Genomic DNA, 24,000 nt, shown 5'->3' with positions numbered 1-24,000 from the left:
TCTGTCTCGAAGTCCGGAGGCGCCGGATGGAATTCGAGACGAACCCAACTAACGGACGGTCAGCTTGACGGTGCGGGTGGCGGTCCGCGCGGGCAGCTTGGTGGTGTCGACGAAGAGGATCTCGCCGCTGTCCTGCACGCCATTCGCGAGCGTCTTGGGCTTCAGGCCGAAGGGCGGCTGCTCGCCGCTGCTCGTGGCCAGGCCGAAATCGCTGTCGTTGGCGATGTAGAGCGTCTTGCCGCCGTCCGTGGTGGCGACGCCCTCGATCTTGTCGTGGCCGAAGAACTTTCCGTCCGCGTCGAGTTCGCGCACCAGGGCGCCGAGATCGAGATTCTTCGGCTTGGCGGCCGGGGTGATACCCACCTTGGTCAGCGTGGCGATCCCCTGCTCGGCGCTTACCGGGCCGACCAGGGTCTCCAGTGGCTTGCCGTCGACCAGTATCCCACCGCGCTCCGGATCATATTGCGCCCCAGGGACCTTCGAGTCGGGGCCGACATCGGTCGCGGCGGCGATGTCGACCGTCCACAGCTTCTTGTCCGCCTTCGGCGCCAGATTGCCGTCGCGCTCATCGACCAGGAACGTGGTCGCGCTCAGCGCGGTGATCTCCGAGTCCGCGACCTTGCTGCGCTTCGGATCCGCCAGCGGCACCACGAATTCCTTCAGCGCCTTCGTCTTCAGATCGACGGTCACGATGCGGGTCAGCGGCACCTCCTTCGCGGAGCCGTTCAGGCCTGGAGTGTTGAGCCCGCTCTGCATGAGACCCACGAGGGTGCTGCCGTCCGGGGTGACCGTCAGGCCCTCCATGCCCTGGTTCGGTGTCCGCAGCGAAAGTTCTTTGGGCAGACCGGCGCCCGGCGCGAGGCGCTCGATCTCGGTTCCGTTCGAGTCGAAGTGCACCAGGAAGGGGCCATACTCATCGGACACCCAGAAGGTGCCGTCCGGCAGTGCGACCAGCCCCTCGGGGTCGAGCCCGTGATCGGTGGGCGGCAAGACATTTCCGGCGAGATCCTTGATCGTCTCGCCGGTGCTCGCGGCGAGGTCGACCTGCCCGTTGAACGGCACGCCCGCCTTGGTGCGCAGCTCGATGGCGGACTGCCGTACCGCGCGCGTGCCGACCAGCTTGAATCGTCCGATCTGCGGCACGAACGCCGGTGTCGGCGAGAGCTTTTCGTTCTTGGCGGGACCGTCGACGTTCGGACCGCGATCGGTCAGTCCGTAGAACTCGTCCGTGCTGCCCGGCACCGGAGTCCACGCCGAGCCGAACCCGCTGCCCTGCACCGTCGTTCCACCGAACTCGCCGAGTGCCGCGATGTCGGTGGTGTACAGGCGTACCGCGTCGGTGGTGGTCACCTCGAACGCGTCGTCGCCCGTGTAGCCGGGGTTCGGCGTGTAGACGACGGCGCCGTCGACGCGGCGGCTCAGCGTGCCGTGTCGCGGGTCAGCGAGACCGACGGCGGCACTGCCGCCCGTCTTGGCGAGCAGGTCGTCCAGCGAGATCACCAGCGGCTGCCCGGCGGTAGCGGTGAAATCCGCCGCGGCATCCGAGGCGGAGCAACTTGTGGCCAATACGCAGCCACACAGGACGGCAACGGCGGTGAGACTGGGACGAAAGCGATCTTTCACCCGGTATGCCTACCGCGCCGATCCGAAATCCGGACGACGAGCGGGTGACAACTCGGTGCCGGTTACCCCTCGGCGAACCTGGCGAAAATGCCGATGCCCACGGCGTTCCCGGCATGCGATGCTGTGGCCATGACTGCTCGTGTGAACATCTGCTCCGGCGCCGAATTCGAAGACATCGTCGGTTACAGCCGCGCCGTCCGGGTCGGCAATACCGTCGCCGTGAGCGGCACCACCGCTTCGATCAACGGCGGCACCGCGGTCGGCGGGGACGATATCGGCGAGCAGACGCGAGAGGTCCTGCGCCGCATTGCCACCGCGCTCGAACAGGCCGGCGCGAGCCTGTCCGACGTGGTGCGCACCCGCATCTTCGTCACCGATATTTCCCGCTGGGCCGAGGTCGGCAAGGCGCACGCCGAGGTCTTCGGCGATATCCGTCCCGCCGCCTCGATGTACGAGATCAGCGCGCTGATCACGCCCGCACTGCTGGTCGAGATCGAAGCCGACGCGATCATCAGCGAATAGACCTCGGCCCGCAGGTGTGCCGCGCTCGCGGCCACCGGTGCCGCGTCCAGACGGGTCTATCGTCCGGCCAGGACAGCCACCGCCGAGCCGGAGCAGCCGATACCGAGGCCGTATCGGCAACGACGCCAACGGGCATCCCCGGCCGTCGAGAAACGTATCGAAGTTCCGGAACGCGGCACTAGGCTCGCAACCGTGACCAGCGACGCTGAGCAATCCCCAGTATCACTAGATGTACTCGCCGAGGCGACCGACCGTCTCCTCGACACCCTCCGCAAGCTGAGCGCGGACGACCTGACCGGTCCCTCGCTGCTGCCGGGCTGGACCCGCGGCCACGTGCTCGCCCATCTCGCCCGCAATGCCGACAGCCTGCTCAACCTGCTGCTGTGGGCGCACACCGGCGTGGAGATCCCGCAGTACGCCAGCATGTTCCTGCGCGACTTCGACATCGAGGCAGGCGCGCCACGACCACTCGACGCGCAGCTCGCCGACAACGAGGCCGCCGCGAAACGCTGGGCGGCCGTGGCGAATTCACTGACCGAAGCGACCTGGCACGCGGAAGTCCGCACCCGGCAGGGCCGCCCGATCCCGGCCACCGAGGTGCGCTGGATGCGCCTGCAAGAGGTGGAGATCCACCACGTCGACCTCGATGCCGGGTTCTCCCCCGCGGACTGGCCCGCGGCGTTCGTCGCGCGCATCCTGGCCCAGGCCACGGTCGACATGAACCGGCTCACCGCCGCGGCCGCCGAGCCCCTGCCCGCGTTCGAAATCCGTTCCACAGACACCGATTTCGTCGGCCTGGTGGGTACCGGCACCCCGGCGCACACCATCACCGGCCCGGCCGCCGCCCTCGCCGCCTGGCTGCTCGGACGCTCCGACGGCAGCGACCTGACGGGTGAGCTGCCCACCCTCCCGGACTGGAAGTAGCAGCTGGACAAGCGATCACCAGGTAATGGTGGCGGGAGCCTCTCGGCCGATGCCAACACCGTTACCTGGTGATCAGCCGACCAATTCCTATCCCGCCCGATGGAAGTGCTCCACCGCTTCCTGAACACGCAGTCCCGCCGCGAAATCCGCGAGGGTCGAGGCCTCGCCCCGGATGGCGGCGGCGAAGGCGGTCAAGCGTGTGTGCTCGGTGCCGTGCGGTCCGTCGAGCGGGAGCTCCGCCCAGCCGTCACCGGTGCTGACCTCGACGCGGGACCACGCCGAGATCCGATAGGAACGCTTGGTGCCGTACAGGATCCACTCATAAGTTTCCGGAACGGCGGCAACCAACCCGGTGATGGTGACCGGAACATCGCCCGCGGTGAACAGTCCGTGCGCGCTGCGTTCCGCGGCCGCGCCGTAGGCGATTCGCGTGTGCACCGGCGTCAACGGACCCAGCAGCCGGTCGGTCAGGAACAGGTAGTGCGAACCGACCTCGCGGACCAGGCCGCCCTCTTCGCGACCCGCGACCCACTTGGCCTCGCTCTGGAACGCGCGCGGCCATTCCGGGAACGTGAAACGCATGTCCACGCCGACGATTTCACCCGCGTCACCGTTGTGCACCGCACGCGCCACCGCGACGGCGGCCGCGCGATCGGACAGCGTGTAATTGAGCGCGTTCACCGCGCCGGTCTCCGCGGCGACCCGCACCATGTCCGCGCCGTCGGCCAGACGGGCCGCCAGCGGCTTCTCCGAGAACACCGCCTTGCCCGCGTTCATCGCCGCGATCGCGTAGGCCGCATGGGTATTCGGCGGTGACGCGATATAGACCGCGTCCAGCCGCGGGTCCTGAACCAGCGCAACGGGATCAGACCCGACCGAGAGATCGGGGTACCGCGATCGAATCCGCTCCGCCGCGGCCGCGCCGGGATCCGCCGCCACGACCACATCGAATTCCGGATGCCGCCGCGCCACCTCGAGCATCTCCGTGCCCATCACGCCGAGGCCGATAACGCCGAGGCGGATACGGGAATCGTTAACCATCCCGCCAGCCTGGACGGCATGCCGGGGCCAGGGCAAGCACGAGCGACGCGTGCAAATAAAGTTCAGCGCGGCGGCTCCGGCGATCAGCGGAAGGTTTCGTACAGTCGCGCGTCGACCAGAATGCCGAAGTGTCCGGTGATGAACTCATTGCATTCGGCGTGCGGATGCGTCTGTGTGGCGTCCATTTCCGGGTGCGGGCCCGCGTACGCGTGCCGCTGGCTCGACTGCCGGTAGGGGCCGATCCCCGGATCGCGGCCGATAGAAATGCCGATGCAGTCCGCTTCGACCGTGAAGAAGCCGTCGCCGCCAGGACAGAAGCCCGTCGCGCCGGTCAACGAGCGATCGAGGGTACAGTCGCGCGGCTCGGCCGCCGCCGGACCGGCGGTGACGATGGCCGAGGCCACCACCGCCGCGAGCAGAGTGGACCCACTGACCAGACGAACCCAGCTGCCTGCCATGCAAATCTCCTTATCGTCGGTTATCGCTTCAACCGAGCTAAGCCCCGCCTTCGGATACTTCCGAGCGCGAGGCTTTGCTGGATGAGCGAAGAGGTGTTCAGACGGCGGCTCCCAAACCTGCGGCAATCAGCGCGGGGATCATGTACATCAGCGGAAACGGAATGTGCGCGTAGGCACCGGCTTTGATGTTGGTGATCACCGCTCCCCCGAAGTAGAGCACGATCCCGATAGTAGCGGCGATCCCGACGAACGGAAGGAACAACCCGGCAACAAGCCCCACCGCGCCAGCGGCTTTGGCAACGCCGAGCCAGGTCCACCAGCTCTGCGGCACGCCGTATTGCACCAGCGGATCCACCACCCACGCGGCACGGAAGAATATCGACGCGGCCGAGAAACCCACCCAGGCGGCGGCCAAAATCGTGACGGTGACATATGCGATAAACATCGGATCGTGCTCCTCGACGGTGTTCTGAGTCGGACACCGGATAGACGCCGCACACGAGCCGGGTGTGACATCGCGACGGCCGGGTACCCGGCCGTCGACTGGGAGGTCTCACATGACAGAAACGCATACCGGATCGCCGGGTGACACCCGGTCCGTGGCAGAGCTGGTCAACGACGCCACCGAACAGGTGAGCAGGCTGGTGCGAGACGAGATGCAGCTGGCCCGGCTCGAGGTGCAGCGGAAAGGCAAGCTGATCGGGCGTGGCGCCGGGCTTGCGGGGGTGGGCGCGCTGCTCGGCCTGTACGGCGGCGCGGCCCTGGTCGCGGCGGCCGTCTTCGCGCTGGCGATTCCGTTACCGGGATGGGCCGCGGCGCTGATTGTCGGCGCGGTGTTGCTGATCGCCGCCGCGCTATTCGCCGTCCTCGGCAAGAACGACGTCCAGCGTGCCGTGCCGCCGGTACCCCAGGAAGCCGCCGCGGGCGTCAAACGTGACATCGAAACCATCAAGCACGGGAGCCACTGATGAGCGACTCGAAACCGCACACCGAAGCCGACCCCATCGTGTCGGGCCCGATCGACGAGGAAGCGTTGCGCCGTGACCGCGACGAGGCCAGAGAGCAACTGGGCGAGACGGTTTCGGAGCTGACCGACAAGCTCGACGTCAAAGCGCGGACCAAGGACAAGCTGCACGACACCGCCGAAACCGCCCGCGCCAAGGCAGCCTCGGTAGCAGGTAACGCGAAGTCCGCCGCCGCCGAAAAGACCGCGCAGACAGCGGAACTCGTCGATCGCAAGGCCGCGGAGGCGAAAGAGGTCGCGGGCATCGCCGCGGCGCAGGCCGGAAACGAGGCCCGCAGGCTGGCCGACAAGGCCGAATCCGCGACCCCCGACGCCGTGCTGTCCGGCGGCAGGCAAGCGGCCGATCTCGCCCGCAGGCAACCCGTCCCGGTCGCCGCCGCGGCGGCGTTCGCCGCCCTGCTGGTGTGGTGGATCGTTCGAAGGCGGCACGCGTGAAGACCCTCTACAAGCCCCTCGGCATGGTGGTGAGCATCATCGGCGGCCTCGCGGCGAACGCCGCCTTCAGCCGCATCTGGCGCACCGTCAGCGGCGACTCCCACGCCCCCACCGCCACCGCCCGCAACCACACCTGGCGCGAGGTCCTGCTCGCCGCCGCCCTCCAGGGCGCCATCTTCGGTCTCGTCAAGGCCGCGATAGACCGAGCAGGAGCCACCGGCTACCAATCCCTCACCGGCACCTGGCCCGAGTAGATCCCGGGAAAGCCCGGCACCTCACGGTCGCCACGCATCGGGTCACGATGCAGGACTCCATCTGCGTATCCGCGCACAAGGCGGTCACCAGAGTCCGCTACAACCCCAATGCCCACAACCCTCACCGTGGACTGCCATCTATCGCGCTCTCAGCGATCCAAACCGGCCAGGAGGCCCGTTCGGTGTCGCCGATGTGTAGCATCGGTGCAGCTTGCAAGCGCCCGTGCGCACCGGGCGACGGTGTAAACGAGGGGGATTATCGTGACGTTCAAGGTTGATCCGGACGCGCTACGAGCGTGGTCGAAGTGGCTGGATGGGTTGTCGGGGGACATCAAGCAAATGGCCGATGACGTCACCGTCGGATACGCCGCATCGTTCCCCGGGACCGAGTTGAGCATCGCACTCACCGACACGCGAGACTCCATCAAAGGCGCACTGAGCAGCTTTGCGACACGGCCTGCCGAGATGTCGGAGATCGCGCACGGCAGCGGCAAGAGGTACGAGATCACCGATGTCGACTTCGCGGCGCGATTGCAAGCGATGGGCGGCTTGCAGTGACCGGTCCTGGCCTCCGTATCTCCGAGGTCAACGGATGGAAGCCCGAGGATCTGGGCCTCGACGCGGCATCGTTGGGCAGGCTGGTCACCAAGCTGGACGGCCTGATGCAGTCGATGCTGATCGAGCAAGACGACCTCGCCGAGTCATGGAACGGTGCCGGAGCCGATGCCGCCGCTAGACGGGTAGTGAACGAGAAGACCGCGGGAAGCCACATCGCGGGCAAGATCGACAGCATCAAGGGAGTACTCACCTTCGGCCAGACCGAACTCCAGGACGCGAAGACCTTTGTTCTGACCAAGCGAACCAACATCGTTGATTCGGGTTTCGAAGTCGATGATCGTGGCATCGTCACCGCCAACGAGAAGGTCAAGCAAATCCATGCGGCTGGTGGTGACCGTTCCGAGGTCATATCCGCTGGTTTCGCGGTCATGGCTGAAGCAGGGCGCTATACCCTCGAAATGCTGGAAGCATTACAGCACGCAAAGGGCGTAGCCAATGGCGTGCAGGCGAAGCTCGCAGCAGCGGCGTCCGAGCTGAACACGCTCGTGACTCAGGAGGCACCCTCGAAGGCGCTCCGGACCCTTGGGCTCGCGCCGGGAACGGCCGGCACAATGGCACCAACCAGTCTCGACGGGAACGGAAACCCGCTCACGACCGCACTTCTCATCGAAAACGGGATTCCATCGACAACCACGACCCCGGACGGGAAGGTCACCACGATCACTCCCAATCCGGACGGCACGACCACCGTCGCTCAGTCGGTGCAAGGGCCGGACGGTTCGACCGTCACGACCTCGACTACCGGGGACGGCCCGCCGACGACGACCGTGACCAAGACACGGCCGGATGGTTCCGGGATCATCGACACCACGGTCACGGGGGCTGATGGTAAGCAACAGCAGTTCCAGAAAGTTCCGGAGGGAAATGGCAGGACCGCCACCTACGCGGTCAACGCGGATGGATCACGTGGCGCGAAGATAGCGGATTCCTACTCGCAGAACGGCGGCACAACCACCGACATGTACGGCCAGAACGGTGTCATCGACCGTCAATGGCAGCGACCGGACGGGTTCCGATCCTTTGAGCAGTACGTGCCGGGTCCGGATGGTCAGCCCCATCTTGCGGGGACGTCTAATTCTGCTGGGATGCGATCGGAGATGGGCACGGATGGCACCATAAACACCACATATCCGGACGGTCGAACAGCCCAAACGACACAACTTGCCGATGGACGAGTGGTCACCAAATTCCAAGACGGCTCGGTACTCGAATACGACCCGAGCCAAGCACCCCCCGGCGCACCTAAGCAAACAATCTGGGATAACGTCAAGTCCTGGTCGGGAACCCAATGGAACAGTCTCGCCGATTCCACTCAGGGAACTTTCCAGCAGCATCCCATCGCCACTCAGATAGGCACAGGAGCCACCGCGACCAGCGAGTGGGCGTCGCGCATGGGCGAACCGATGGCCCAGCAGGCGGCCAAGACAGCGGGAGACTCAACCGTAAACCAGATTCGGGCACTCCAGATGCTCGATTCAGGAACACCCGGCGCAGGAAGAGCATTCGTTGATGCCATGGACTCCGCCACAATAGCGAAAGGCGAATACACCCTAGCCAACGTCTTCAAAGCCGATGCCAAGCTGGCCGGTTGGCCGGCACTGGTCGGCGTCAATACCTACGTGAACTGGGACGACTGGAGACACGGCAAACCGGCGGACGAAGCAATCGCAAACGCTGCCGGAGGCATCGCTGGAGGCTGGGCAGGAGCCGCAACAGGTGCCTGGCTAGGAGCCGCTATCTGCACACCGCTTACGCCCATCGGACAGGCTTTCTGCGCCGGTATCGGCGCGGCAGCGTTAGGTCTGGGCGGTGGCGCCGCTGGAGCATGGGGCGCTGAGCAACCATTCAAGTAGGTCGCCCGACTAGTGAGGAGATTTCTGTTGTTCCAGCGCCGTTCGGAGAAATTGACTGCCCCATTATTGCCATGGGCTGGCGAGTGGGGCAAGGAGCGCCCTCGCGGCAAACTGGTGTTCGCATTTGTATTTTCTTTTATATTGACAGTAATTTTCATACCGTTTTCCGTCGATGCAGCCGAAAACGATAATTCATTACGAGTATCGCTGGGACTAGCCGGCACACTTGTCGGGTTGACATCCATGATTGCCCTGATACCAATACTTCGCGTTCGACGCAAAACCTTGCCGCACGATATGGATGCCGCGGCATCCGTCCACGACGAGCCAGGGCTCCAAATCTTCTACCTGTCTTCATGGAAGAATGCGCTGTACCTGTGGCTCGCCGCTGGATCGGCTTTTCTCGCCATCCGAGGTCTAGCCTTCTTTGCGCAACTGACGGACCGAGACTTTAGCACAGCAAGGTCAGGACTTGCCATCGGTGGAATATCGATCGTTCTCATCGCCTTAACTATGGCCGCTTTTCTGGGTTACTATTTGCATTCTGCACGCAATCGCCGAAGTTTCGTCGCGGTTACAGATCACGGGGTTTTACAACGCTCTGGCCATACCAAGAAATCTATCTCGTGGTCCAATATCGGCAGCGTGTCTGCGAATATGGTGAACAATACTCATGTTGTGCGCTTGACCCCTATCTCAGGCGTGCAGATCGACGTCGCCACTACGAGTATATTCGACCGCTTACAACGCGGATTGCTGGAGAGGTCTTTGGATGTGCCGGTATGGGTTCTCGGAATGGACCCTGCGTTGTTTCTGCACCTGGTCCGCTTCTACTGGCAGCATCCGGACGCCCGGCACGAGCTCGGCACCGATGCCGTAGTCGACCGCATGCAAAGGGGCGACCTGCTGGGCTAATCGGCGGAGCACGTAAGCGCACTACTTGGAGATGACCGCGCGGTCAATGATTCCGCCTGGCATTGCAGCGAATTCGACGCGGTCATGGGCTACGCGAAGCCCGGTCCATAGGCACCACAGGTATGTAGTGCTGTTGTCGCACCGATGGAAGCCGCTAAACACTGCTCGGCACAGATGGAATGGGTTGTCGGGCCAGAAGATCGACTGCTGCCATCACCTGCTTCAGCGGCCGCCAAGCGGCGCCGGGTCACCCTCCTCGACACCACGGAGATCGTGTTGGTACCGGTGCCCGCCCCGAAGTGATCGCAACCAAGCGGTGGCCGAGCCTCGACCTTGCCGCCATGATCCGTCTGGTGACCATCTCAGGCAGCTATCGAATACAAGGAGACTAGACCGTCAGGAGTTGGCCAGGACCGAAAGCCAGACACCCACAGTCTCACGGTGTCCCGCTTCGCCGTGATCGTCCCTCCTGCAGCCGAAACCCGGACCGCGACGGCAACATCCTGCCCACATCACTCCGACGCACGTGGCGGCAGGCGCACGGAACAGACGTCGCATGGGCCACGCCGAAGACCAAAGGACGGCAGTGGAGCATCGTGGTCACCAGCTTCGTGGTACTGCTTGGGCGAGGATTTCGCACGGATGGATCCGGAGAATTTCCACATGACGATCGACACCTAAATCAAGCGCGCCAAGACTCGGCGGCTGTCTCGGAGCAACTACGCCACAATCCCAAGATGATCGCTGAGCGGTTCTACCGCAACGCCCCTGAGGAGAGGACCGAACTACTCCGAGGCCCTGGAAGCTGGCCGGCGTACACGGCGATCGAGCCCACAACACGAACAAACCGCGAACAAGATTCCTGTTCGCGGTTTGCGCTTGCAGCGTGTCCGCTGCTCGTATGTGCGGCTGAAGGGATTCGAACCCCTAACCTTCTGATCCGTAGTCAGATGCTCTATCCGTTGAGCTACAGCCGCATGGTTATTCAGTTGTGTACCCGGTTTCCCGGGTGTGGCGGAGGCGAGAGGATTTGAACCTCCGGTCCCCGTGAAGGGACAACTCATTAGCAGTGAGTCCCATTCGGCCGCTCTGGCACGCCTCCTGGAGCCTTCTCTTCGAGGGCACCGGTCCTTTCGAACCGCCGAGCATGAAGGTTACAGCAGCCGCTGTCCAGATCGCAAAACGGCTGGTTATCAGCGTAAGTTGCTGTCGAACCAGTCGAAAATGCGGGTCTGTGAGTCGATGAGGGTGTTGTCGTCGTCGAGGTCGGGATGGTCGGCGCGGTGCCGCAGTCCCGGATAGCTGACGACCAGGCTGGCGACGGCGGCCCGGCCGGTCGCGTCACGGAGTCGTTCCACCTCGGCCGGCGGGGTGGCGGGATCGTCGGCACCGAAGAGGCCGAGCCACGGGGCCTGCAGGCGCGGGGCCACTCGGACGAGGGCGTCGGCCTGTTCGGTGAGCGGCTCGACGATGCCCGGCGCCGCGACGCTGACGGCGGCGCCGACCGGGCGGTTGGTGGCGACCAGGAACGCGGCGGTGCCCGCGGTGTCGAAGCCGAGCACGCCGATAGTGTCGGGGAAGACACCACGACGGGTCAGCCAGTCGAAGCAGGCGTCGAAGTCGTCGAAGAGTTCGTCGCCGAACACCTCCTGCACCGGTTCGTGCCCGCTTCGGTGAAAGAGGTTGGGCGCGACCACAGTCCAGCCCTCTGAGGCCAGGGCGCTCATCAGCGCGAGCAGCGCACCGGTGAACTCACGAGACTCGTGCAGCATCACGATGCCGCCGCGCGCGTTACCCTCGGGCTCCACCACGATGATGGGCACCTGTGTGTCGGTGGACGCCTGTGCGGACCCGGCTCGGCGCTCGGGTGTCAGGTCGTCACCGCGTAGGGGGGCGAGGTCGTTGTAAGTGCCCGACATGAATCCAGGGTAGGGCGACTTCGTGATCTTCGGTAGAAATTGCTGTTGAGAGCCCATCGGCCAGATATTTTTCGGTACGCAAGCCCGGCTTTGTGTGCGATACCCAGAAGATCCCATGACTTTGCGACATATGGTTGGGGGGTGACAGCGTCAACCCGGCCGGACCTCGAGGCGATTCCGGCGTACGTTCCAGGCCGCAGCCATCCCGGCGCGGTCAAGCTCGCCAGCAACGAAACCACGTTCGGCCCGCTGCCTTCGGCGACCAAGGCCATCGCGGAGGCGGCCGAGCTGGCCAACAGGTACCCCGACAATCAGGCCGTCGAATTGCGGGCCGCGCTGGCCGAGTTCCTCGGTGTCGAGCAGGCCAACATCGCGGTCGGCTGCGGCAGCGTGGCGCTGTGCCAGGAACTGGTGCAGATCACCTGTGACACACCGACCGACGAGGTGCTGTTCGCCTGGCGCTCGTTCGAGGCGTACCCGATCGTCACCAAGGTGGGTAACGCGACCGCCGTGCAGGTGCCGCTCACCCCGGACCTGGTGCACGATCTGGACGCGTTGCTCGCGGCGATCACCGAGCGCACCAAGCTGATCTTCGTCTGCAACCCGAACAACCCGACCGGCACCGCGGTCGGCAAGGCCGCACTGACCCGCTTCCTCGATTCGGTGCCCGCCCACATCCTGGTCGTGCTCGACGAGGCGTACTTCGAGTACATGCGGCTCGCGCCGCAGGACTACCCGAACGGCATCGAGCTGGGCCGCACCCGGCCGAATGTCCTTGTGCTGCGCACCTTCTCGAAGGCCTACGGCCTGGCCGGGCTACGCGCGGGCTACGCGGTGGGCGATCCCGCGGTGATCACCGCGCTGAACAAGGTGCACATCCCGTTCAGCGTGAACCGGGTCGCGCAGGCGGCCGCGATCGCCTCGCTGGAGGCGCGTCACGAATTGCTGGACCGCACCGACGCTTTGGTGCTCGAGCGGAATCGGATGCGGGAGGCGCTGCTCGCCGCCGGCTATCAGGTGCCACCGAGCGAGACCAACTTCGTCTGGCTGCCGCTCGGCGCGCGCAGCGCCGAGTACGGCGAGGCGAGCGCGGAGGCGGGGGTGCTGGTCCGTCCTTACGGCGCCGACGGCGTGCGGGTCACCACCGGCGATCCGCACGAGAACGACCTGTTCCTGAGCTTCGCCACCGACCCGGCGGTGGTCGCGCGCTTCCTGGATTAGATCGGACCTAAACCCCGAGCGCTTCCGAGATGACCGGCCACGACCGCGCCAACTCGTCGGCCCAGTAGGGCCACGCGTGGGTGCCGGTCGGCCGGAAATGCGCGGTCACCGGGATGCCAAGGGTGCGCAGCCGATCGGTGAGGCGGCGGGTGCAGACGTTGGTCGCCGCCTCCAGCGGTCCGCCGAAGGTGATCGCACTGGGCAGATCGACGTCCGGCTCACCCGGCACATCATGAATGCCGGGTAGGCCGCTACCCACCGACATGTAGATCGTCTTGCCGCGCAACGCTTCCGCGTGCAACGTGACGTCGTGGTCGAGCCAGGCCGGATCGTCCTGCGCGCCGAACATGTTGTCCGGCTCGCCGTTATAGGTCGCGACGACCGCTCTGGCTTGCGCCTGCCCGACGTCGGTGCCCATCGAGAAACAGCCGCTGTGCGCCGCGACCGCCGTGTAGAGCCGCGGCTGCCGGAACGCCAGCATCATCGCGGCCTCGGCGCCCATCGAAACACCCATCACGGCGTTGCGGCCGTTGCCCTTGAATCTCGCGTCGAGCAGCGGCGGCAGCTCCTTGGTCAGGAACGTCTCCCACCTGTTGGTGCCGAGCACCGGGTCCGGTTGCTGCCAATCGGTGTAGAAGCTGGCAGGCCCGCCGACGGTGAGCACGACATTGACGTCCTTGTCCTCGAAGAACTCGTCGGCGTGGCCCTTCTGGGTCCAGTTGTTGGTGGTCGGGTTCGCCTCGCGGCCATCGAGCATGTAGATGGTGGGCCGCGGCTTGGACGTATCCCGCGGGAGCAGCACTTGCACCTCTACGGTGCGGCTCATGGCGGGCGAGGCGACGAACACGCGCAGCCACCGATCGGTGATCGGCTCGATCCGGTCGATGCCCGGCCGTGCGGGTCGCTCCGTCGTGGCCGGGGCCGGAGCCGGACCATCGGATGAACCGGTGCCGGGCTTCTGGGGGTCCACGGGTTCCGCCGACACCTGAGGAGCGCCGAACGCCGCGGCACCGGAGACCAGCGCCACGCTGACCAAGACGCTGGACACCCAGCGCCGCACCCCACGCTGAGACAGCATGCGACCCATCCTGCCAGAAACGCCCGGTTTGCCGGCGCAGCCATAGCGGGTGGCCATGATTTGTGACCAGAGCCACGTTCATCCACAGGCAGCAGACTTAGCAGCGCTGCCAGTAGTTATGTCGATAGCGAAGCCGTACACAGGCGTAGTCGCCGCTCGGTTCCGCGTCTGTCCACAGCCGGTGCCGTAGTCCAGATCACCCGCGTGTTCGTGCCGGCCATGGACGACCTTCGAGCCGCCGTGGCGGCGAAAGCCGGGCCATGTCAACGGCACTCGACACCGTCGACGCGCCGCCGACTTGGGCCGACGCAGCAAATCCAGCAAATCCGGGCACACCGCCAGCACACGGGCCGTACGCTACTGTCCGGGCCTTATCCGGGCATGAATGAGGACGAATATGAGCGCCGTTGCACGGCTGAAGCTATTTCACGGCATCAGCGTGTCACCCCGCCTGCGCGGGCCACCGGAGTAGGGCGGTATCGGCCGCGCATCCGCGCGATTCTCCTGCTCGAACTTGTCTGTTTCACCGCAGTACCTATGCCCGACCGGAGAACACCGTGAACCCTGCTTTGCCCGCATCACCGCTCGAAACAAACACGGACACATCGTCTTTCAGAGACGATCTACAGCGCCGACTGCGCGAGTGCGACGAATTCTTCCGCCTGCCCGAGCTGGCCCATCTCCCGGCACAGCGGCGCAGCACAGTGCTGGAGCATCTCGAACGGACCGGCTGCTACCTGCAGACCGCCGAGGAAATCCTGATCGGAGCCAAGCTCGCCTGGCGCAACCACGCCCGCTGTGTCGGCCGAAAGCATTGGCGCTCACTGAAATTACTCGACGCGCGCCAGGTGCGCTCCGCGCGCGACCTGGCCGAGGTCTGCTGGGAACACCTGCGCCTCGCCACCAACGGCGGCGCCATTCAATCGATGATCACCGTCGGCCCGCCGCGTCAGCCCGACGGACGCGAGTTCCGCATCGTCAGTCCGCAGCTCATCCGCTACGCGGGCTATCGCAACGGTGACGGCACGGTCACCGGCGATCCGGCCAACATCGCGCTGACCGAATTCGCGATGAAGCTTGGATGGCGTGGCGCGAGAACACCTTTCGACATTCTGCCGCTGCTGATCAGCACACCGGACGAGCCGATCCGCTGGTTCGAGGTCCCGCCCGAACTGGCGCGTGAGGTCGAGCTGGAGCACCCGGAGTTCGACTGGTTCGCCGGTCTCGGCCTGCGCTGGCACGCGCTGCCCGCCGTGTCCAACATGAACCTGGAGGTCGGCGGCGTCACCTACCCGTTCGCGCCGTTCAACGGCTGGTACCTGGGCGCCGAGATCGGCGCGCGCAACCTCAGCGACACCACCCGATACAACATGCTGCCGCTCATCGCCGAAATGATGTGCCTGGACACCAGATCCGAGCGCAACCTGTGGCGGGATCTGGCTCTGGTCGAGCTGAATCGTGCTGTCCTGTACAGCTTTCGCAAAGCCGGGGTGTACATGGTCGACCACCACACCGTGGCAAAACAGTTCTGCGATCACGTCAAACGGGAAGAAGCCGCGGGCCGCGCCTGCCCCACCGACTGGAGCTGGATCAACCCGCCTCTTTCCGCGGGCCTGACCCCAACCTTCCACCGCTACTACGACCCGCCCGACCTCGATATCCGGCCCAATTTCGTCCGCCGCGACTTCGGCGGCGCGGGAGAAGGCTAGGAACGTGCGCCGTCCGTTGTGACACACCGGCCGGTGTGCGCTCGGCTCGAAGACGCCGCAGGCCAACGTTGTGACCTGGGCGTCTGTTGCGGAGACGGAGGGATTTGAACCCCCGGTCGCTCTCGCGACGCTCGCTTTCAAGGCGAGTGCATTCGGCCGCTCTGCCACGTCTCCAGGACCATGATCGTAGCGGACGGGTCAGAGGGGGCGCGTTCCGATTTCCTGATCGACGCGGGCGAAGACCTCGGCGATGACCTCGAGCTGGTGCGGGGTGAGCAGGTCGACGAAGTCGCGGCGGACGGCGTCGACGTGGCCGGGGGCGGCGGCTTCGAGGCGGCGCATGCCCTCGTCGGTCAGTTCGGCGAGGACGCCGCGGCCGTCTTCGAGGCAGGTGTTGCGCCGCACCATCCGCTCGGCCTCCAACCGCCGGATCTGGTGGGTGAGGCGGCTGCGGGAGGAGAGCACGCCGTCGGCCAGCTCGCTCATGCGCAAGGATCGGCCCGGCGCCTCGGACAGCAGGACGAGGATGCGGTATTCGGCGACGCTCAGGTCGCTGTCCCGTTGCAGTTGCCGGTTCAGCGCGGTCATCAGGCGCTGATGTCCGTCCATATACGCCCGCCAGGCCCGCTGCTGCGCCGGGGTGAGCCACCTCGGTTCGGCCGCAACGGAACTGCTCGGTTCGGGGTGCACGGTGCCCATTCTAAGCCGGGCGAACTGGGGATATCCGCGGTGCGGGAAAGCTGTGGCCGACAACCGACGGAGTGGGTCCGCAGGCCGTTCGCCACAGCAAGATTTTGTGCTATCCCACAATCGAAGCGCGAGGTTTGCGGTGCGGCGATCGGGTTCGCCGCCCGCGCCACGGACCCGAAGGGCAGTATGGACCTCGTGCATGCGATCGAACTCAACGGTTTCGGCGGCCCCGAGGTGCTGCGGTGGGCCGCCGCGCCGGATCCGGTACCCGGGCCCGGCGAGGTGCTGATCGAGGTGACGGCGGCCGGGGTGAACCGGGCCGATCTATTGCAGCGGCAAGGGCACTATCCGCCGCCGCCGGGAGCCAGCACGGTGCTCGGGCTCGAATGTTCCGGCGTCATCGCCGAACTCGGTGCGGGTGTGCGGGACTGGCAGGTCGGCGACCGGGTGTGCGCGCTGCTGTCCGGCGGCGGCTATGCCGAGCGGGTGGTCGCGCCCGCGGCGCAATTGTTGCCGGTTCCAGCGGAATTGGATCTCAGCGCAGCAGCGGGACTGCCCGAGGTGGCGGCGACGGTGTGGTCGAACCTGGTGCTGACGGCGGGCTTGCAGGCAGGCCAACTGCTGCTGATCCACGGCGGCGGCAGCGGCATCGGCACCCACGCGATCCAGGTGGGCCGTGCGCTCGGCGCGCGCGTCGCGGTGACCGCGGGCTCGGCCGAGAAGCTGCGGCGCTGCCAGGAACTCGGCGCGCAGCTGCTGATCAACTATCGGGACGACGATTTCGTCGCCGCGGTGCGCGCCGAGGGCGCGGGGGCCGACGTCATCCTGGATCTGATGGGCGCGGCCTACCTGTCCCGCAACGTCGAGGCGCTGGCGAACTTCGGTCACCTGGTGGTGATCGGGATGCAGGGCGGCGCGACCGGCGAGCTGAATCTCGGTGCGCTGCTGCGGAAATGGGGCAGCGTACACGCGACCAACCTGCGCAATCGGCCTGCCACCGGGGTCGGCAGCAAGGCCGCGATCATCGCCGAGGTACGACGTGAGCTGTGGCCGCTGGTCGCCGACGGCAGCGTAGTCCCCGTCATCGACGCCGAATTGCCGGTCGCCGATGCGGGCGAGGCCCACCGGCTGCTGGAAGCCGGCGACGCCTTCGGCAAGGTGATCTTGCGGATCCGCGAGCCATGACTCCCGGCGCGTAGACCCGCCTGCCGCGCCCGAATTCGTCGGTAGATCAACTGCGCGGCAGGCGATTACGCGCGCGGCGCGCAGCGGCTTGCGAGCCTCATTCCAGCGCGACGAGGGCGCGCCCGAGCTGGTCGATCTCGAACTTGGTGGTGTAGGGCGCGAGGCCGATCGTGACCGCGCCGCCCTCATCGTTGACGCCGAGCGCGTCGAGCAGCCTGCTGCCGCCGTGCACGCCGCTGACCGTGCCGATCCGGTTGTCGGCAAGCTTGGCCGCCACCTTCTCCGCCTGCATGCCCGCCAGCGTGAAACTGACGGTCGGGATGCGGGTGGAGGCCCGGCCGATGACGGTCAAGCCGGGGATCTTCTCCAGCACGTCCATCAAATGCTCGAACAGCTGATCGTGGTAGTCCTGCAGCGAGGTGATCGACATTTCCAGGCGCTGGCGCCTGCTGCCGCGCGCCCGCTCGTCCAGGCCGGCCAGGAAGTCGATCGAGGTGGTCAACCCGGCGAGCAGGGCGTACTGGTGCCCGCCGACCTCGAGCCGCTCGGCGCCCTTGGCGTAGGGGTTCAACGACATCGACGGGATCCGGTCCAGGAAGGCAGGGTCGCGGAAGACCAGCGCACCGATCTGCGGACCGCCCCAGGCGGGTGCGCTGAGCGCGACCACGTCGGCGTTGAGTTCATCGATGTCGATGAGCGCGTAGGGCGCGGCGCCGAACGCGTCGGCGACGAGCAGTCCGCCCACCTCGTGCACCCGGTCGGCGGCCACCCGGACCGCGGGCGCGGAGCCGACGATCGGTGAGGCAGCGGTGAGTGCGACCAGCCGCGCCGTGGGGCCGATCAGCTCCTCGAACTGCCACGAGGGCATCTCGCAAGTCTCGATCTCCACCTCGGCCCAGCGCACGTGCGCGCCGTAGCGATTGGCGATGCGCAGCCAGGGCGCGACATTCGCCTCGTCGTCGAGCCGGGACAGCACGATGCCGGTGCCGAGCCCGAGCCGTGAGCTCAGCGATTCGGCCAGCCAGGCCAGCAGGACGGCGCGGTCCGGTCCGAGCACGACGCCCGCCGGATCGCCGCCGACGAGGTCGGCCACCGCCTCGCGCGCCGCGTCCAGAATGGCGGCGCTGCGCACGGCCGCGCCGTTACGACCGATATGGGAAAAAGATGAGGTTCGGAAACCCGTTGAGACCGCGCGGGATACCGCATCGGGCACCAGCATGCCCGCCTGCGGGTCGAGATGGATCCAGCCGTCGCCGAGGGACGGTATCAGGCCCCGAACCCTCGCGACGTCGTAAGTCATGTTGGCCACTCTAAGGGCAGCGGGCGAGCCTGTGTAACCGTGTTCCCCTCGGCTTCCGCACGGGGGCACAGCGACCTGGGACTCAGCATGGCAACCGACTTTCAGCAAATCCGAACCACACGACCCGAACAGGATAGAACGCCGCCGCCGCGGCAGGGCGAGGACCGGGTACACCGGTCCGCCGGCTCCGCGCACGGCACGGCGCAGCCCCTTTAGCGCGTTCGGCGGCAACGCGACATGATAGGGACCATGACGCAATCGGATGAGTCACCGGACCACATCGTCGTCGTCGGACCGGACGGCCGCCCGTTGGTCATCCCGGCGGAGGTCGCCTCGGACGCGCCCTTCACCGCGCAGGTGGTGACCGACGAGGACAAGAAAGACGAGTCGGACGACCGCGACGACGCGGGCGAGTCGCTGGCCGACATGGTCGAGCAGCCCGCCAAGGTCATGCGCATCGGCACGATGATCAAGCAGCTGCTCGAGGAGGTGCGCGCCGCTCCACTCGACGACGCGAGCCGCAGCAGGCTGAAAGATATCCACAAATCGTCGGTGCGTGAACTCGAGCAGGGCCTCGCCCCGGAACTGCGCGACGAGCTCGAGCGGCTCACGCTGCCGTTCACCGACGACGCCATTCCCTCGGACGCGGAGCTGCGGATCGCCCAGGCCCAGCTGGTCGGCTGGCTGGAGGGCCTGTTCCACGGCATCCAGACGGCCTTGTTCGCCCAGCAGATGGCCGCGCGGGCCCAGCTCGAGCAGATGCGACAGGGCGCGCTGCCGCCCGGCATCCACGCCGCGGACCCGCGCGGCGGGCAGCCCAATCACGTCACGGGCGGGTCCGGGCAGTATTTGTGAGCTCCGAAGCGCGGCTTTGAGAGGCACCGGCCCGCGTGTGCCACGCGGGCCGGTACGAATGTCCAAGGGTAGGCTCGGGCACCGTGCCCGCCGCTGCCGCTCGTCCCGACTCGAATCAGAGCCCGGGGCGTCGTGAAGAGAGCTCAGTGCGTTCAGATGACACCTCAGCGCGTTCAGAAAACCCGGAGCGTTCCGATGAGTCCGAGCGTTCCGACGTACCCGCGCGCCCAGACACCGCCGAGGCGCGCGCAGGCGACAGTGCGCCGGAAGCGGATCCGGTGAGCGCCGGGGAGGCGCCCGCCGTCGCGGCGCGGACCGGTGCGGACGAGACCGCGCCCGACGAGGCCGCGCCCGCATCGAACGAACCGGTCGACGATGCGCCGATCACCTCGGACTCGCAGACCTTCCGGCGGGCGTTCAAGGACTTCCGCGTCGGCTTCGGCCAGCGCGAGCTGTGGCTTTCGCTCGGCTGGCAGGACATCAAGCAGCGCTACCGGCGTTCGGTGCTCGGGCCGTTCTGGATCACCATCGCGACCGGTGTGCAGGCGGCGGCGATCGGCCTGCTGTACTCCGCGCTGCTCGGCCAGCCGGTCAAGGACTACCTGCCGTATGTGGCGGTCGGCATCATCGTCTGGAATGTGATCAACGCCAGCATTCTCGAGGGTTCCGATGTCTTCATCGCCAACGAGGGACTGATCAAACAGCTGCCATCGGCGCTGAGCGTGCACGTCTATCGCCTGGTCTGGCGGCAGCTGCTGTTCTTCGCGCACAACATGCTGATCTACCTCGTGGTGCTGATCGCGTTCGGGGTGTGGCAAAAGCTGCACTGGACCGCGATATTCGCGATTCCGGCGCTAGGCCTGCTGTTCCTCAACGCGATGTGGGTGTCGATCGTGTTCGGCATCTTCAGCACGCGTTACCGCGATATCGCCCCGATCCTCGGCAGTCTCACGTTGATGTTGTTCGTGCTGACCCCGGTGATGTGGAACACCAAGAGCCTCGAGGCGCAGGGCGGGCAGGTCAGCGAGCGCGCGAAACTGGCCGAGATCATTCCGACGTTCCACTACCTGGAGATCATTCGCGCCCCGTTGCTCGGCGACGACCAGCACCTGTATCACTGGCTCATCGTCGGCGCCATCACCGTGGTCGGCTGGATCGTCGCCATCTTCGCGATGAAGCAATTCCGTTCGCGCGTGCCGTACTGGGTTTAGGAGCGGATCGATGACCGAGCATGTGAGTATCGAAACCCACCAGGCCTGGGTCGAATTCCCGATCTTCGACGCGAAATCGCGGTCGTTGAAGAAGGCGTTCCTCGGCAAGGCGGGCGGCGCCATCGGGCGCAACAAGTCCGACGTGGTGGTCGTCGAGGCGCTGCGCGACATCACGCTTTCGCTGAAAGAGGGCGACCGGGTCGGCCTGGTCGGGCACAACGGCGCGGGCAAATCGACACTGCTGCGACTGCTTTCGGGCATCTACGAGCCCTCGCGCGGCAGCGCGCGCATCCGCGGCCGGGTGGCGCCGGTGTTCGATCTCGGCGTCGGCATGGACCCGGAGATCTCCGGCTACGAGAACATCATCATCCGCGGCCTTTTCCTCGGGCAGACGCGTAAGCAGATGATGTCCAAGATCGACGAGATCGCCGATTTCACCGATCTCGGCGAGTACCTGTCGATGCCGCTGCGCACCTATTCCACCGGTATGCGGGTCCGCCTGGCCATGGGCGTGGTCACCTCGATCGACCCCGAGATCCTGTTGCTCGACGAGGGCATCGGCGCGGTGGACGCCGAATTCATGAAGAAAGCTCGGCTGCGCCTGCAGCAATTGGTGGCCCGATCGGGCATCCTGGTATTCGCCAGCCATTCCAATGAATTTCTCGCACAACTCTGCGATACCGCGCTGTGGATCGATCACGGAGAGATCCGTTTGCGCGGCGGCATCGAAGAAGTCGTGCGAGCCTATGAGGGTCCGGACGCGGGCAACCACGTCGCGACCGTGCTGCGCGAACTGGAAGCCGAACGGGCCATGGAAAACGGAAGAGAACTGGAGCGGAACCAGGTATGAGTGAGCCGACCGGGCCGGACGCGCGCATCGTTGCCGTGGTCGTCACGCACAAGCGCCGCGAACTGCTCGCCGAGTCGCTGAAAGTCATTGCCTCCCAGTCTCGTCCGGTCGACCACCTGATCGTGGTCGACAATGCCAACGAAACCGAGGTCGCCGACCTGGTGCGGGACCAGCCGATCGAGGCCACCTATCTCGGTTCGGCACACAACCTCGGCGGCGCTGGCGGTTTCGCGCTCGGCATGCTGCACGCGCTGAGCCTCGGCGCGGACTGGGTCTGGCTGGCCGACGACGACGGCAGGCCCGAGGGCGCGGAAGTGCTTGCCACCCTGCTGGATTGCGCGCGCAGGCACGGACTCGTCGAGGTGTCGCCGGTGGTGTGCGATATCGACGAGCCGGACCGGCTCGCCTTCCCGCTGCGCCGCGGCGTCGTGTGGCGCAGGCTGCGCTCCGAGCTGGGCGAGGAGGACTTCTTACCGGGTATCGCCTCGCTGTTCAACGGCGCGCTGATCTCGGCCAAGGCCGTCGATGTGATCGGCGTGCCGGACCTGCGCCTGTTCGTGCGCGGCGACGAGGTGGAGGTGCACCGCAGGCTGGTCCGTTCCGGGCTGCCGTTCGGCACCTGTCTGCAGACCGCGTACCTGCACCCCAACGGCGCCGCCGAGTTCAAGCCGATCCTCGGCGGGCGGATGCACACCCAGTACCCCGACGATCCGGTCAAGCGCTACTTCACCTACCGCAACCGCGGCTACCTGATGTCGCAGCCCGGCATGCGCAAGCTGCTGCCGCAGGAATGGATTCGCTTCTCCTGGTTCTTCCTGGTGACCCGCCGCGACCCGGCCGGCCTGCGCGAATGGTTCCACCTGCGCTCGCTCGGCAGGCACGAGCAGTTCGGCAAGCCGGACCCGCGCAAGTAGCCGGATTTAATTCGATTGCGCGCCGTCGGCGCGCGTGCGATGGTGGGGATCAACTGCGAGACAGGTGAGGAGGTGTGGACCGTGACAAGGACTGTTCGGATTGCCGTGCCCGGACGAGCTGTGCGAAAGCACGCCGCCGCACGGACCTCCACCCCCATCTCCAGTCGCTGAGTCCGGTGCGGGCTCAGTGCCCGACGAAGGATTTCCCCCATCATGGTCGAGTACGACCTGCTAGTCCCTTACGGCTGGACCGAAGCCGTAGCCGCTGAATACGCCTCGCTGATCGAGGAGAACTGCGTGCCCGCCCGGGTGATTCGGATGGACCGCAGCGAATGCGATGTCGCGACACCCACCGGACCGGCGCGAGCGCGCTGTCCCCGGCCCGATGCCGAGGTCAGCGGGCTGTGCACCGGCGACTGGGTGAGCATCGACGCCGACGCCAACGTGCGGCGACTGCTGCCGCGCCGGTCGGCGGTCACGCGCTCCTCGGTCTCCCGGCGCTCCCAAGGACAGGTGCTGGCCGCCAATGTCGACACGGTGCTGATCTGCGCGGCCGCCGACGGCGATGTCGATCTCGGACGGATCGAGCGGATGCTCGCGCTGGTCTGGGAGAGCAACGCCCAGCCCGTCGTGCTGCTCACCAAAGCCGATGCGGCGGCGGATCTTCCGCTCGACGTGGTGCGGGCCGTCGCGCCCGGCGCCGCCGTGCTCGCGGTGAGCGTCGAGACCGGGATCGGTCTTGATGTGCTCGCCGCCATGCTCGACGGGACGGTCGCGCTGATCGGCCCGTCCGGCGCGGGCAAGTCCACCCTGGCCAACGCACTGCTCGGACAGGAAGTGTTCGCCACCAACGCCGTTCGCTCGGTGGACAAGAAGGGCAGGCACACCACGGTGCATCGAGAGCTGCGGCCGTTGCCCAACGGCGGCACCCTCATCGACACACCCGGGCTGCGCGGGGTCGGACTGTGGGATGCCGCCGAAGGAATCGAGAAGACCTTCAGCGATATCGAATCCCTTGCCGCGCAATGCCGTTTCGGCGATTGCGCGCATCGCGGCGAGCCGGGGTGCGCCGTCGCGGCGGCCATCGACAGCGGCGAGCTGACCCAGCGCCGGCTCGACAGCTATCAGCGGCTGGCCAAGGAGAACGCCTGGATGGCGGCGCGCACCGACCGGCGGTTGCAGGCCGAGCGGCAGCGCCAGTGGCGCGACATCAGCAAGCAGCAGCGGCAGATGTATCGGGAACGCGGTTCCCGGCGCTGATCGCATAGCCGGGCGGGTGGTGCGGCGGCGATCGCTACCACCCGCCCGGCCGTCGCGTCACGCGAGAGGAACTTCACGCCCCCACCCCTATGCAACTGGTTGCATAGTAATGCGGGTTACGCTTAGTGTGCGAAGTGCGGA

At 66.4% G+C, this 24,000-nt stretch carries 24 protein-coding genes and 3 tRNA genes; 16 read left to right on the top strand and 11 right to left on the bottom strand.

From position 1 onward, the window contains the following. Positions 1 to 48: 48 nt before the first annotated feature. On the bottom strand, positions 49 to 1,566 hold the full coding sequence (locus F5X71_RS01345; protein WP_203218251.1) for an esterase-like activity of phytase family protein: 1,518 nt from the start codon (positions 1,564 to 1,566) through the stop codon (positions 49 to 51). 186 nt (positions 1,567 to 1,752) lie between these two features. Here F5X71_RS01345 and F5X71_RS01340 point away from each other — a divergent pair, with 186 nt between their 5' ends. Both F5X71_RS01340 and F5X71_RS01335 read left to right on the top strand, forming a co-directional pair. After that, positions 1,753 to 2,145, top strand: a complete 393-nt coding sequence (locus F5X71_RS01340) for a RidA family protein (RefSeq protein WP_167460292.1) — start codon at positions 1,753 to 1,755, stop codon at positions 2,143 to 2,145. Between the two features lie 192 nt (positions 2,146 to 2,337). Continuing rightward, the gene (locus F5X71_RS01335) at positions 2,338 to 3,069 is read left to right on the top strand and encodes a maleylpyruvate isomerase family mycothiol-dependent enzyme (protein ID WP_167460291.1); all 732 of its coding nucleotides are present in this window, start codon (positions 2,338 to 2,340) and stop codon (positions 3,067 to 3,069) included. Positions 3,070 to 3,156: 87 nt separating this feature from the next. On the opposite strand, the gene F5X71_RS01330 is transcribed toward F5X71_RS01335, so the two are convergent. The 3 genes from F5X71_RS01330 to F5X71_RS01320 form a co-directional block, all read right to left on the bottom strand. Next, positions 3,157 to 4,110, bottom strand: a complete 954-nt coding sequence (locus F5X71_RS01330) for a Gfo/Idh/MocA family protein (RefSeq protein ID WP_167460290.1) — start codon at positions 4,108 to 4,110, stop codon at positions 3,157 to 3,159. A gap of 83 nt (positions 4,111 to 4,193) precedes the next feature. Then, a complete protein-coding gene (locus F5X71_RS01325) occupies positions 4,194 to 4,568 on the bottom strand; it encodes a hypothetical protein (protein WP_167460289.1) in 375 nt (124 codons plus the stop codon). A gap of 97 nt (positions 4,569 to 4,665) precedes the next feature. Next, positions 4,666 to 4,983 (bottom strand): DoxX family protein, encoded by a 318-nt coding sequence (locus tag F5X71_RS01320; RefSeq protein WP_238815671.1) that lies wholly within the window; start codon positions 4,981 to 4,983, stop codon positions 4,666 to 4,668. 142 nt (positions 4,984 to 5,125) lie between these two features. On the opposite strand from F5X71_RS01320, the gene F5X71_RS01315 reads away from it, so the two are divergent. From F5X71_RS01315 to F5X71_RS01290, 6 genes are all read left to right on the top strand, one after another. After that, on the top strand, positions 5,126 to 5,536 hold the full coding sequence (locus tag F5X71_RS01315) for a phage holin family protein (RefSeq protein WP_167460287.1): 411 nt from the start codon (positions 5,126 to 5,128) through the stop codon (positions 5,534 to 5,536). Beyond that, positions 5,536 to 6,027, top strand: a complete 492-nt coding sequence (locus F5X71_RS01310) for a DUF3618 domain-containing protein (protein ID WP_167460286.1) — start codon at positions 5,536 to 5,538, stop codon at positions 6,025 to 6,027. The genes F5X71_RS01315 and F5X71_RS01310 overlap by 1 nt, the downstream gene beginning before the upstream one ends. Then, complete coding sequence (locus F5X71_RS01305) at positions 6,024 to 6,281, top strand: DUF4235 domain-containing protein (RefSeq protein WP_174816999.1); 258 nt, start codon at positions 6,024 to 6,026, stop codon at positions 6,279 to 6,281. Before F5X71_RS01310 ends, F5X71_RS01305 begins: the two co-directional genes overlap by 4 nt. 261 nt (positions 6,282 to 6,542) lie before the next feature. Beyond that, on the top strand, positions 6,543 to 6,839 hold the full coding sequence (locus F5X71_RS01300; RefSeq protein WP_167460285.1) for a hypothetical protein: 297 nt from the start codon (positions 6,543 to 6,545) through the stop codon (positions 6,837 to 6,839). After that, positions 6,836 to 8,752 (top strand): hypothetical protein, encoded by a 1,917-nt coding sequence (locus F5X71_RS01295; RefSeq protein WP_167460284.1) that lies wholly within the window; start codon positions 6,836 to 6,838, stop codon positions 8,750 to 8,752. The genes F5X71_RS01300 and F5X71_RS01295 overlap by 4 nt, the downstream gene beginning before the upstream one ends. Positions 8,753 to 8,779: 27 nt before the next feature. Further along, a complete protein-coding gene (locus tag F5X71_RS01290) occupies positions 8,780 to 9,667 on the top strand; it encodes a hypothetical protein (RefSeq protein WP_167460283.1) in 888 nt (295 codons plus the stop codon). Between the two features lie 904 nt (positions 9,668 to 10,571). On the opposite strand, the gene F5X71_RS01285 is transcribed toward F5X71_RS01290, so the two are convergent. The 3 genes from F5X71_RS01285 to F5X71_RS01275 form a co-directional block, all read right to left on the bottom strand. Beyond that, a tRNA-Arg gene (locus F5X71_RS01285) sits at positions 10,572 to 10,644 on the bottom strand. Between the two features lie 35 nt (positions 10,645 to 10,679). Further along, positions 10,680 to 10,769: transfer RNA gene (locus F5X71_RS01280), tRNA-Ser, on the bottom strand. A 91-nt stretch (positions 10,770 to 10,860) separates the two neighbouring features. After that, positions 10,861 to 11,586 (bottom strand): dienelactone hydrolase family protein, encoded by a 726-nt coding sequence (locus F5X71_RS01275; RefSeq protein ID WP_167460282.1) that lies wholly within the window; start codon positions 11,584 to 11,586, stop codon positions 10,861 to 10,863. Between the two features lie 141 nt (positions 11,587 to 11,727). Here F5X71_RS01275 and hisC point away from each other — a divergent pair, with 141 nt between their 5' ends. Continuing rightward, positions 11,728 to 12,807 carry a histidinol-phosphate transaminase gene (gene hisC, locus F5X71_RS01270; protein WP_167460281.1) on the top strand — a complete coding sequence of 360 codons (1,080 nt, stop codon included), beginning with the start codon at positions 11,728 to 11,730 and terminating at the stop codon, positions 12,805 to 12,807. A 7-nt stretch (positions 12,808 to 12,814) separates the two neighbouring features. Here hisC and F5X71_RS01265 read toward each other — a convergent pair whose 3' ends face one another. After that, a complete protein-coding gene (locus tag F5X71_RS01265) occupies positions 12,815 to 13,885 on the bottom strand; it encodes an alpha/beta hydrolase (protein ID WP_167460280.1) in 1,071 nt (356 codons plus the stop codon). A 635-nt stretch (positions 13,886 to 14,520) separates the two neighbouring features. Here F5X71_RS01265 and F5X71_RS01260 point away from each other — a divergent pair. Next, a complete protein-coding gene (locus F5X71_RS01260) occupies positions 14,521 to 15,594 on the top strand; it encodes a nitric oxide synthase oxygenase (protein ID WP_167466110.1) in 1,074 nt (357 codons plus the stop codon). Between the two features lie 89 nt (positions 15,595 to 15,683). Here F5X71_RS01260 and F5X71_RS01255 read toward each other — a convergent pair. Together F5X71_RS01255 and F5X71_RS01250 are read right to left on the bottom strand one after the other, a co-directional pair. After that, a tRNA-Ser gene (locus F5X71_RS01255) sits at positions 15,684 to 15,768 on the bottom strand. Positions 15,769 to 15,792: 24 nt separating this feature from the next. After that, positions 15,793 to 16,293 (bottom strand): MarR family winged helix-turn-helix transcriptional regulator, encoded by a 501-nt coding sequence (locus tag F5X71_RS01250; RefSeq protein ID WP_167460279.1) that lies wholly within the window; start codon positions 16,291 to 16,293, stop codon positions 15,793 to 15,795. A gap of 186 nt (positions 16,294 to 16,479) precedes the next feature. On the opposite strand from F5X71_RS01250, the gene F5X71_RS01245 reads away from it, so the two are divergent. After that, on the top strand, positions 16,480 to 17,469 hold the full coding sequence (locus F5X71_RS01245) for an NAD(P)H-quinone oxidoreductase (RefSeq protein ID WP_167460278.1): 990 nt from the start codon (positions 16,480 to 16,482) through the stop codon (positions 17,467 to 17,469). 97 nt (positions 17,470 to 17,566) lie between these two features. Here F5X71_RS01245 and F5X71_RS01240 read toward each other — a convergent pair whose 3' ends face one another. After that, a complete protein-coding gene (locus F5X71_RS01240; RefSeq protein WP_029894056.1) occupies positions 17,567 to 18,769 on the bottom strand; it encodes a cysteine desulfurase-like protein in 1,203 nt (400 codons plus the stop codon). Between the two features lie 249 nt (positions 18,770 to 19,018). On the opposite strand from F5X71_RS01240, the gene F5X71_RS01235 reads away from it, so the two are divergent. The 5 genes from F5X71_RS01235 (at position 19,019) to rsgA (ending at position 23,859) form a co-directional block, all read left to right on the top strand. Next, the gene (locus F5X71_RS01235; RefSeq protein WP_167460277.1) at positions 19,019 to 19,624 is read left to right on the top strand and encodes a bacterial proteasome activator family protein; all 606 of its coding nucleotides are present in this window, start codon (positions 19,019 to 19,021) and stop codon (positions 19,622 to 19,624) included. A gap of 383 nt (positions 19,625 to 20,007) precedes the next feature. Continuing rightward, the gene (gene wzm, locus F5X71_RS01230) at positions 20,008 to 20,835 is read left to right on the top strand and encodes a galactan export ABC transporter permease subunit Wzm/RfbD (RefSeq protein ID WP_167466108.1); all 828 of its coding nucleotides are present in this window, start codon (positions 20,008 to 20,010) and stop codon (positions 20,833 to 20,835) included. A gap of 10 nt (positions 20,836 to 20,845) precedes the next feature. Continuing rightward, positions 20,846 to 21,685, top strand: a complete 840-nt coding sequence (wzt, locus tag F5X71_RS01225) for a galactan export ABC transporter ATP-binding subunit Wzt/RfbE (protein ID WP_167460276.1) — start codon at positions 20,846 to 20,848, stop codon at positions 21,683 to 21,685. After that, the gene (glfT1, locus tag F5X71_RS01220) at positions 21,682 to 22,599 is read left to right on the top strand and encodes a galactofuranosyltransferase GlfT1 (protein WP_167460275.1); all 918 of its coding nucleotides are present in this window, start codon (positions 21,682 to 21,684) and stop codon (positions 22,597 to 22,599) included. The genes wzt and glfT1 overlap by 4 nt, the downstream gene beginning before the upstream one ends. A gap of 213 nt (positions 22,600 to 22,812) precedes the next feature. Next, entirely contained in the window at positions 22,813 to 23,859 is a 1,047-nt protein-coding gene (gene rsgA / locus F5X71_RS01215) for a ribosome small subunit-dependent GTPase A (protein WP_167460274.1), read from the top strand. The last annotated feature ends 141 nt before the right edge of the window (positions 23,860 to 24,000 follow it).

Source organism: Nocardia brasiliensis, assembly GCF_011801125.1.
Classification (GTDB): domain Bacteria; phylum Actinomycetota; class Actinomycetes; order Mycobacteriales; family Mycobacteriaceae; genus Nocardia; species Nocardia brasiliensis_C.
This window is presented reverse-complemented; position numbering and strand designations above follow the sequence as displayed.

Bases quoted from the DNA above. Each gene is read 5' to 3' on its own strand.
- F5X71_RS01340 (WP_167460292.1), top strand. From the start codon at position 1,753: ATGACTGCTCGTGTGAACATCTGCTCCGGCGCCGAATTCGAAGACATC.
- F5X71_RS01330 (WP_167460290.1), bottom strand. From the start codon at position 4,110: ATGGTTAACGATTCCCGTATCCGCCTCGGCGTTATCGGCCTCGGCGTG.
- F5X71_RS01325 (WP_167460289.1), bottom strand. From the start codon at position 4,568: ATGGCAGGCAGCTGGGTTCGTCTGGTCAGTGGGTCCACTCTGCTCGCG.
- F5X71_RS01315 (WP_167460287.1), top strand. From the start codon at position 5,126: ATGACAGAAACGCATACCGGATCGCCGGGTGACACCCGGTCCGTGGCA.
- F5X71_RS01310 (WP_167460286.1), top strand. From the start codon at position 5,536: ATGAGCGACTCGAAACCGCACACCGAAGCCGACCCCATCGTGTCGGGC.
- F5X71_RS01275 (WP_167460282.1), bottom strand. From the start codon at position 11,586: ATGTCGGGCACTTACAACGACCTCGCCCCCCTACGCGGTGACGACCTG.
- F5X71_RS01265 (WP_167460280.1), bottom strand. From the start codon at position 13,885: ATGCTGTCTCAGCGTGGGGTGCGGCGCTGGGTGTCCAGCGTCTTGGTC.
- F5X71_RS01250 (WP_167460279.1), bottom strand. From the start codon at position 16,293: ATGGGCACCGTGCACCCCGAACCGAGCAGTTCCGTTGCGGCCGAACCG.
- F5X71_RS01240 (WP_029894056.1), bottom strand. From the start codon at position 18,769: ATGACTTACGACGTCGCGAGGGTTCGGGGCCTGATACCGTCCCTCGGC.
- F5X71_RS01235 (WP_167460277.1), top strand. From the start codon at position 19,019: ATGACGCAATCGGATGAGTCACCGGACCACATCGTCGTCGTCGGACCG.
- wzt (WP_167460276.1), top strand. From the start codon at position 20,846: ATGACCGAGCATGTGAGTATCGAAACCCACCAGGCCTGGGTCGAATTC.
- glfT1 (WP_167460275.1), top strand. From the start codon at position 21,682: ATGAGTGAGCCGACCGGGCCGGACGCGCGCATCGTTGCCGTGGTCGTC.
- rsgA (WP_167460274.1), top strand. From the start codon at position 22,813: ATGGTCGAGTACGACCTGCTAGTCCCTTACGGCTGGACCGAAGCCGTA.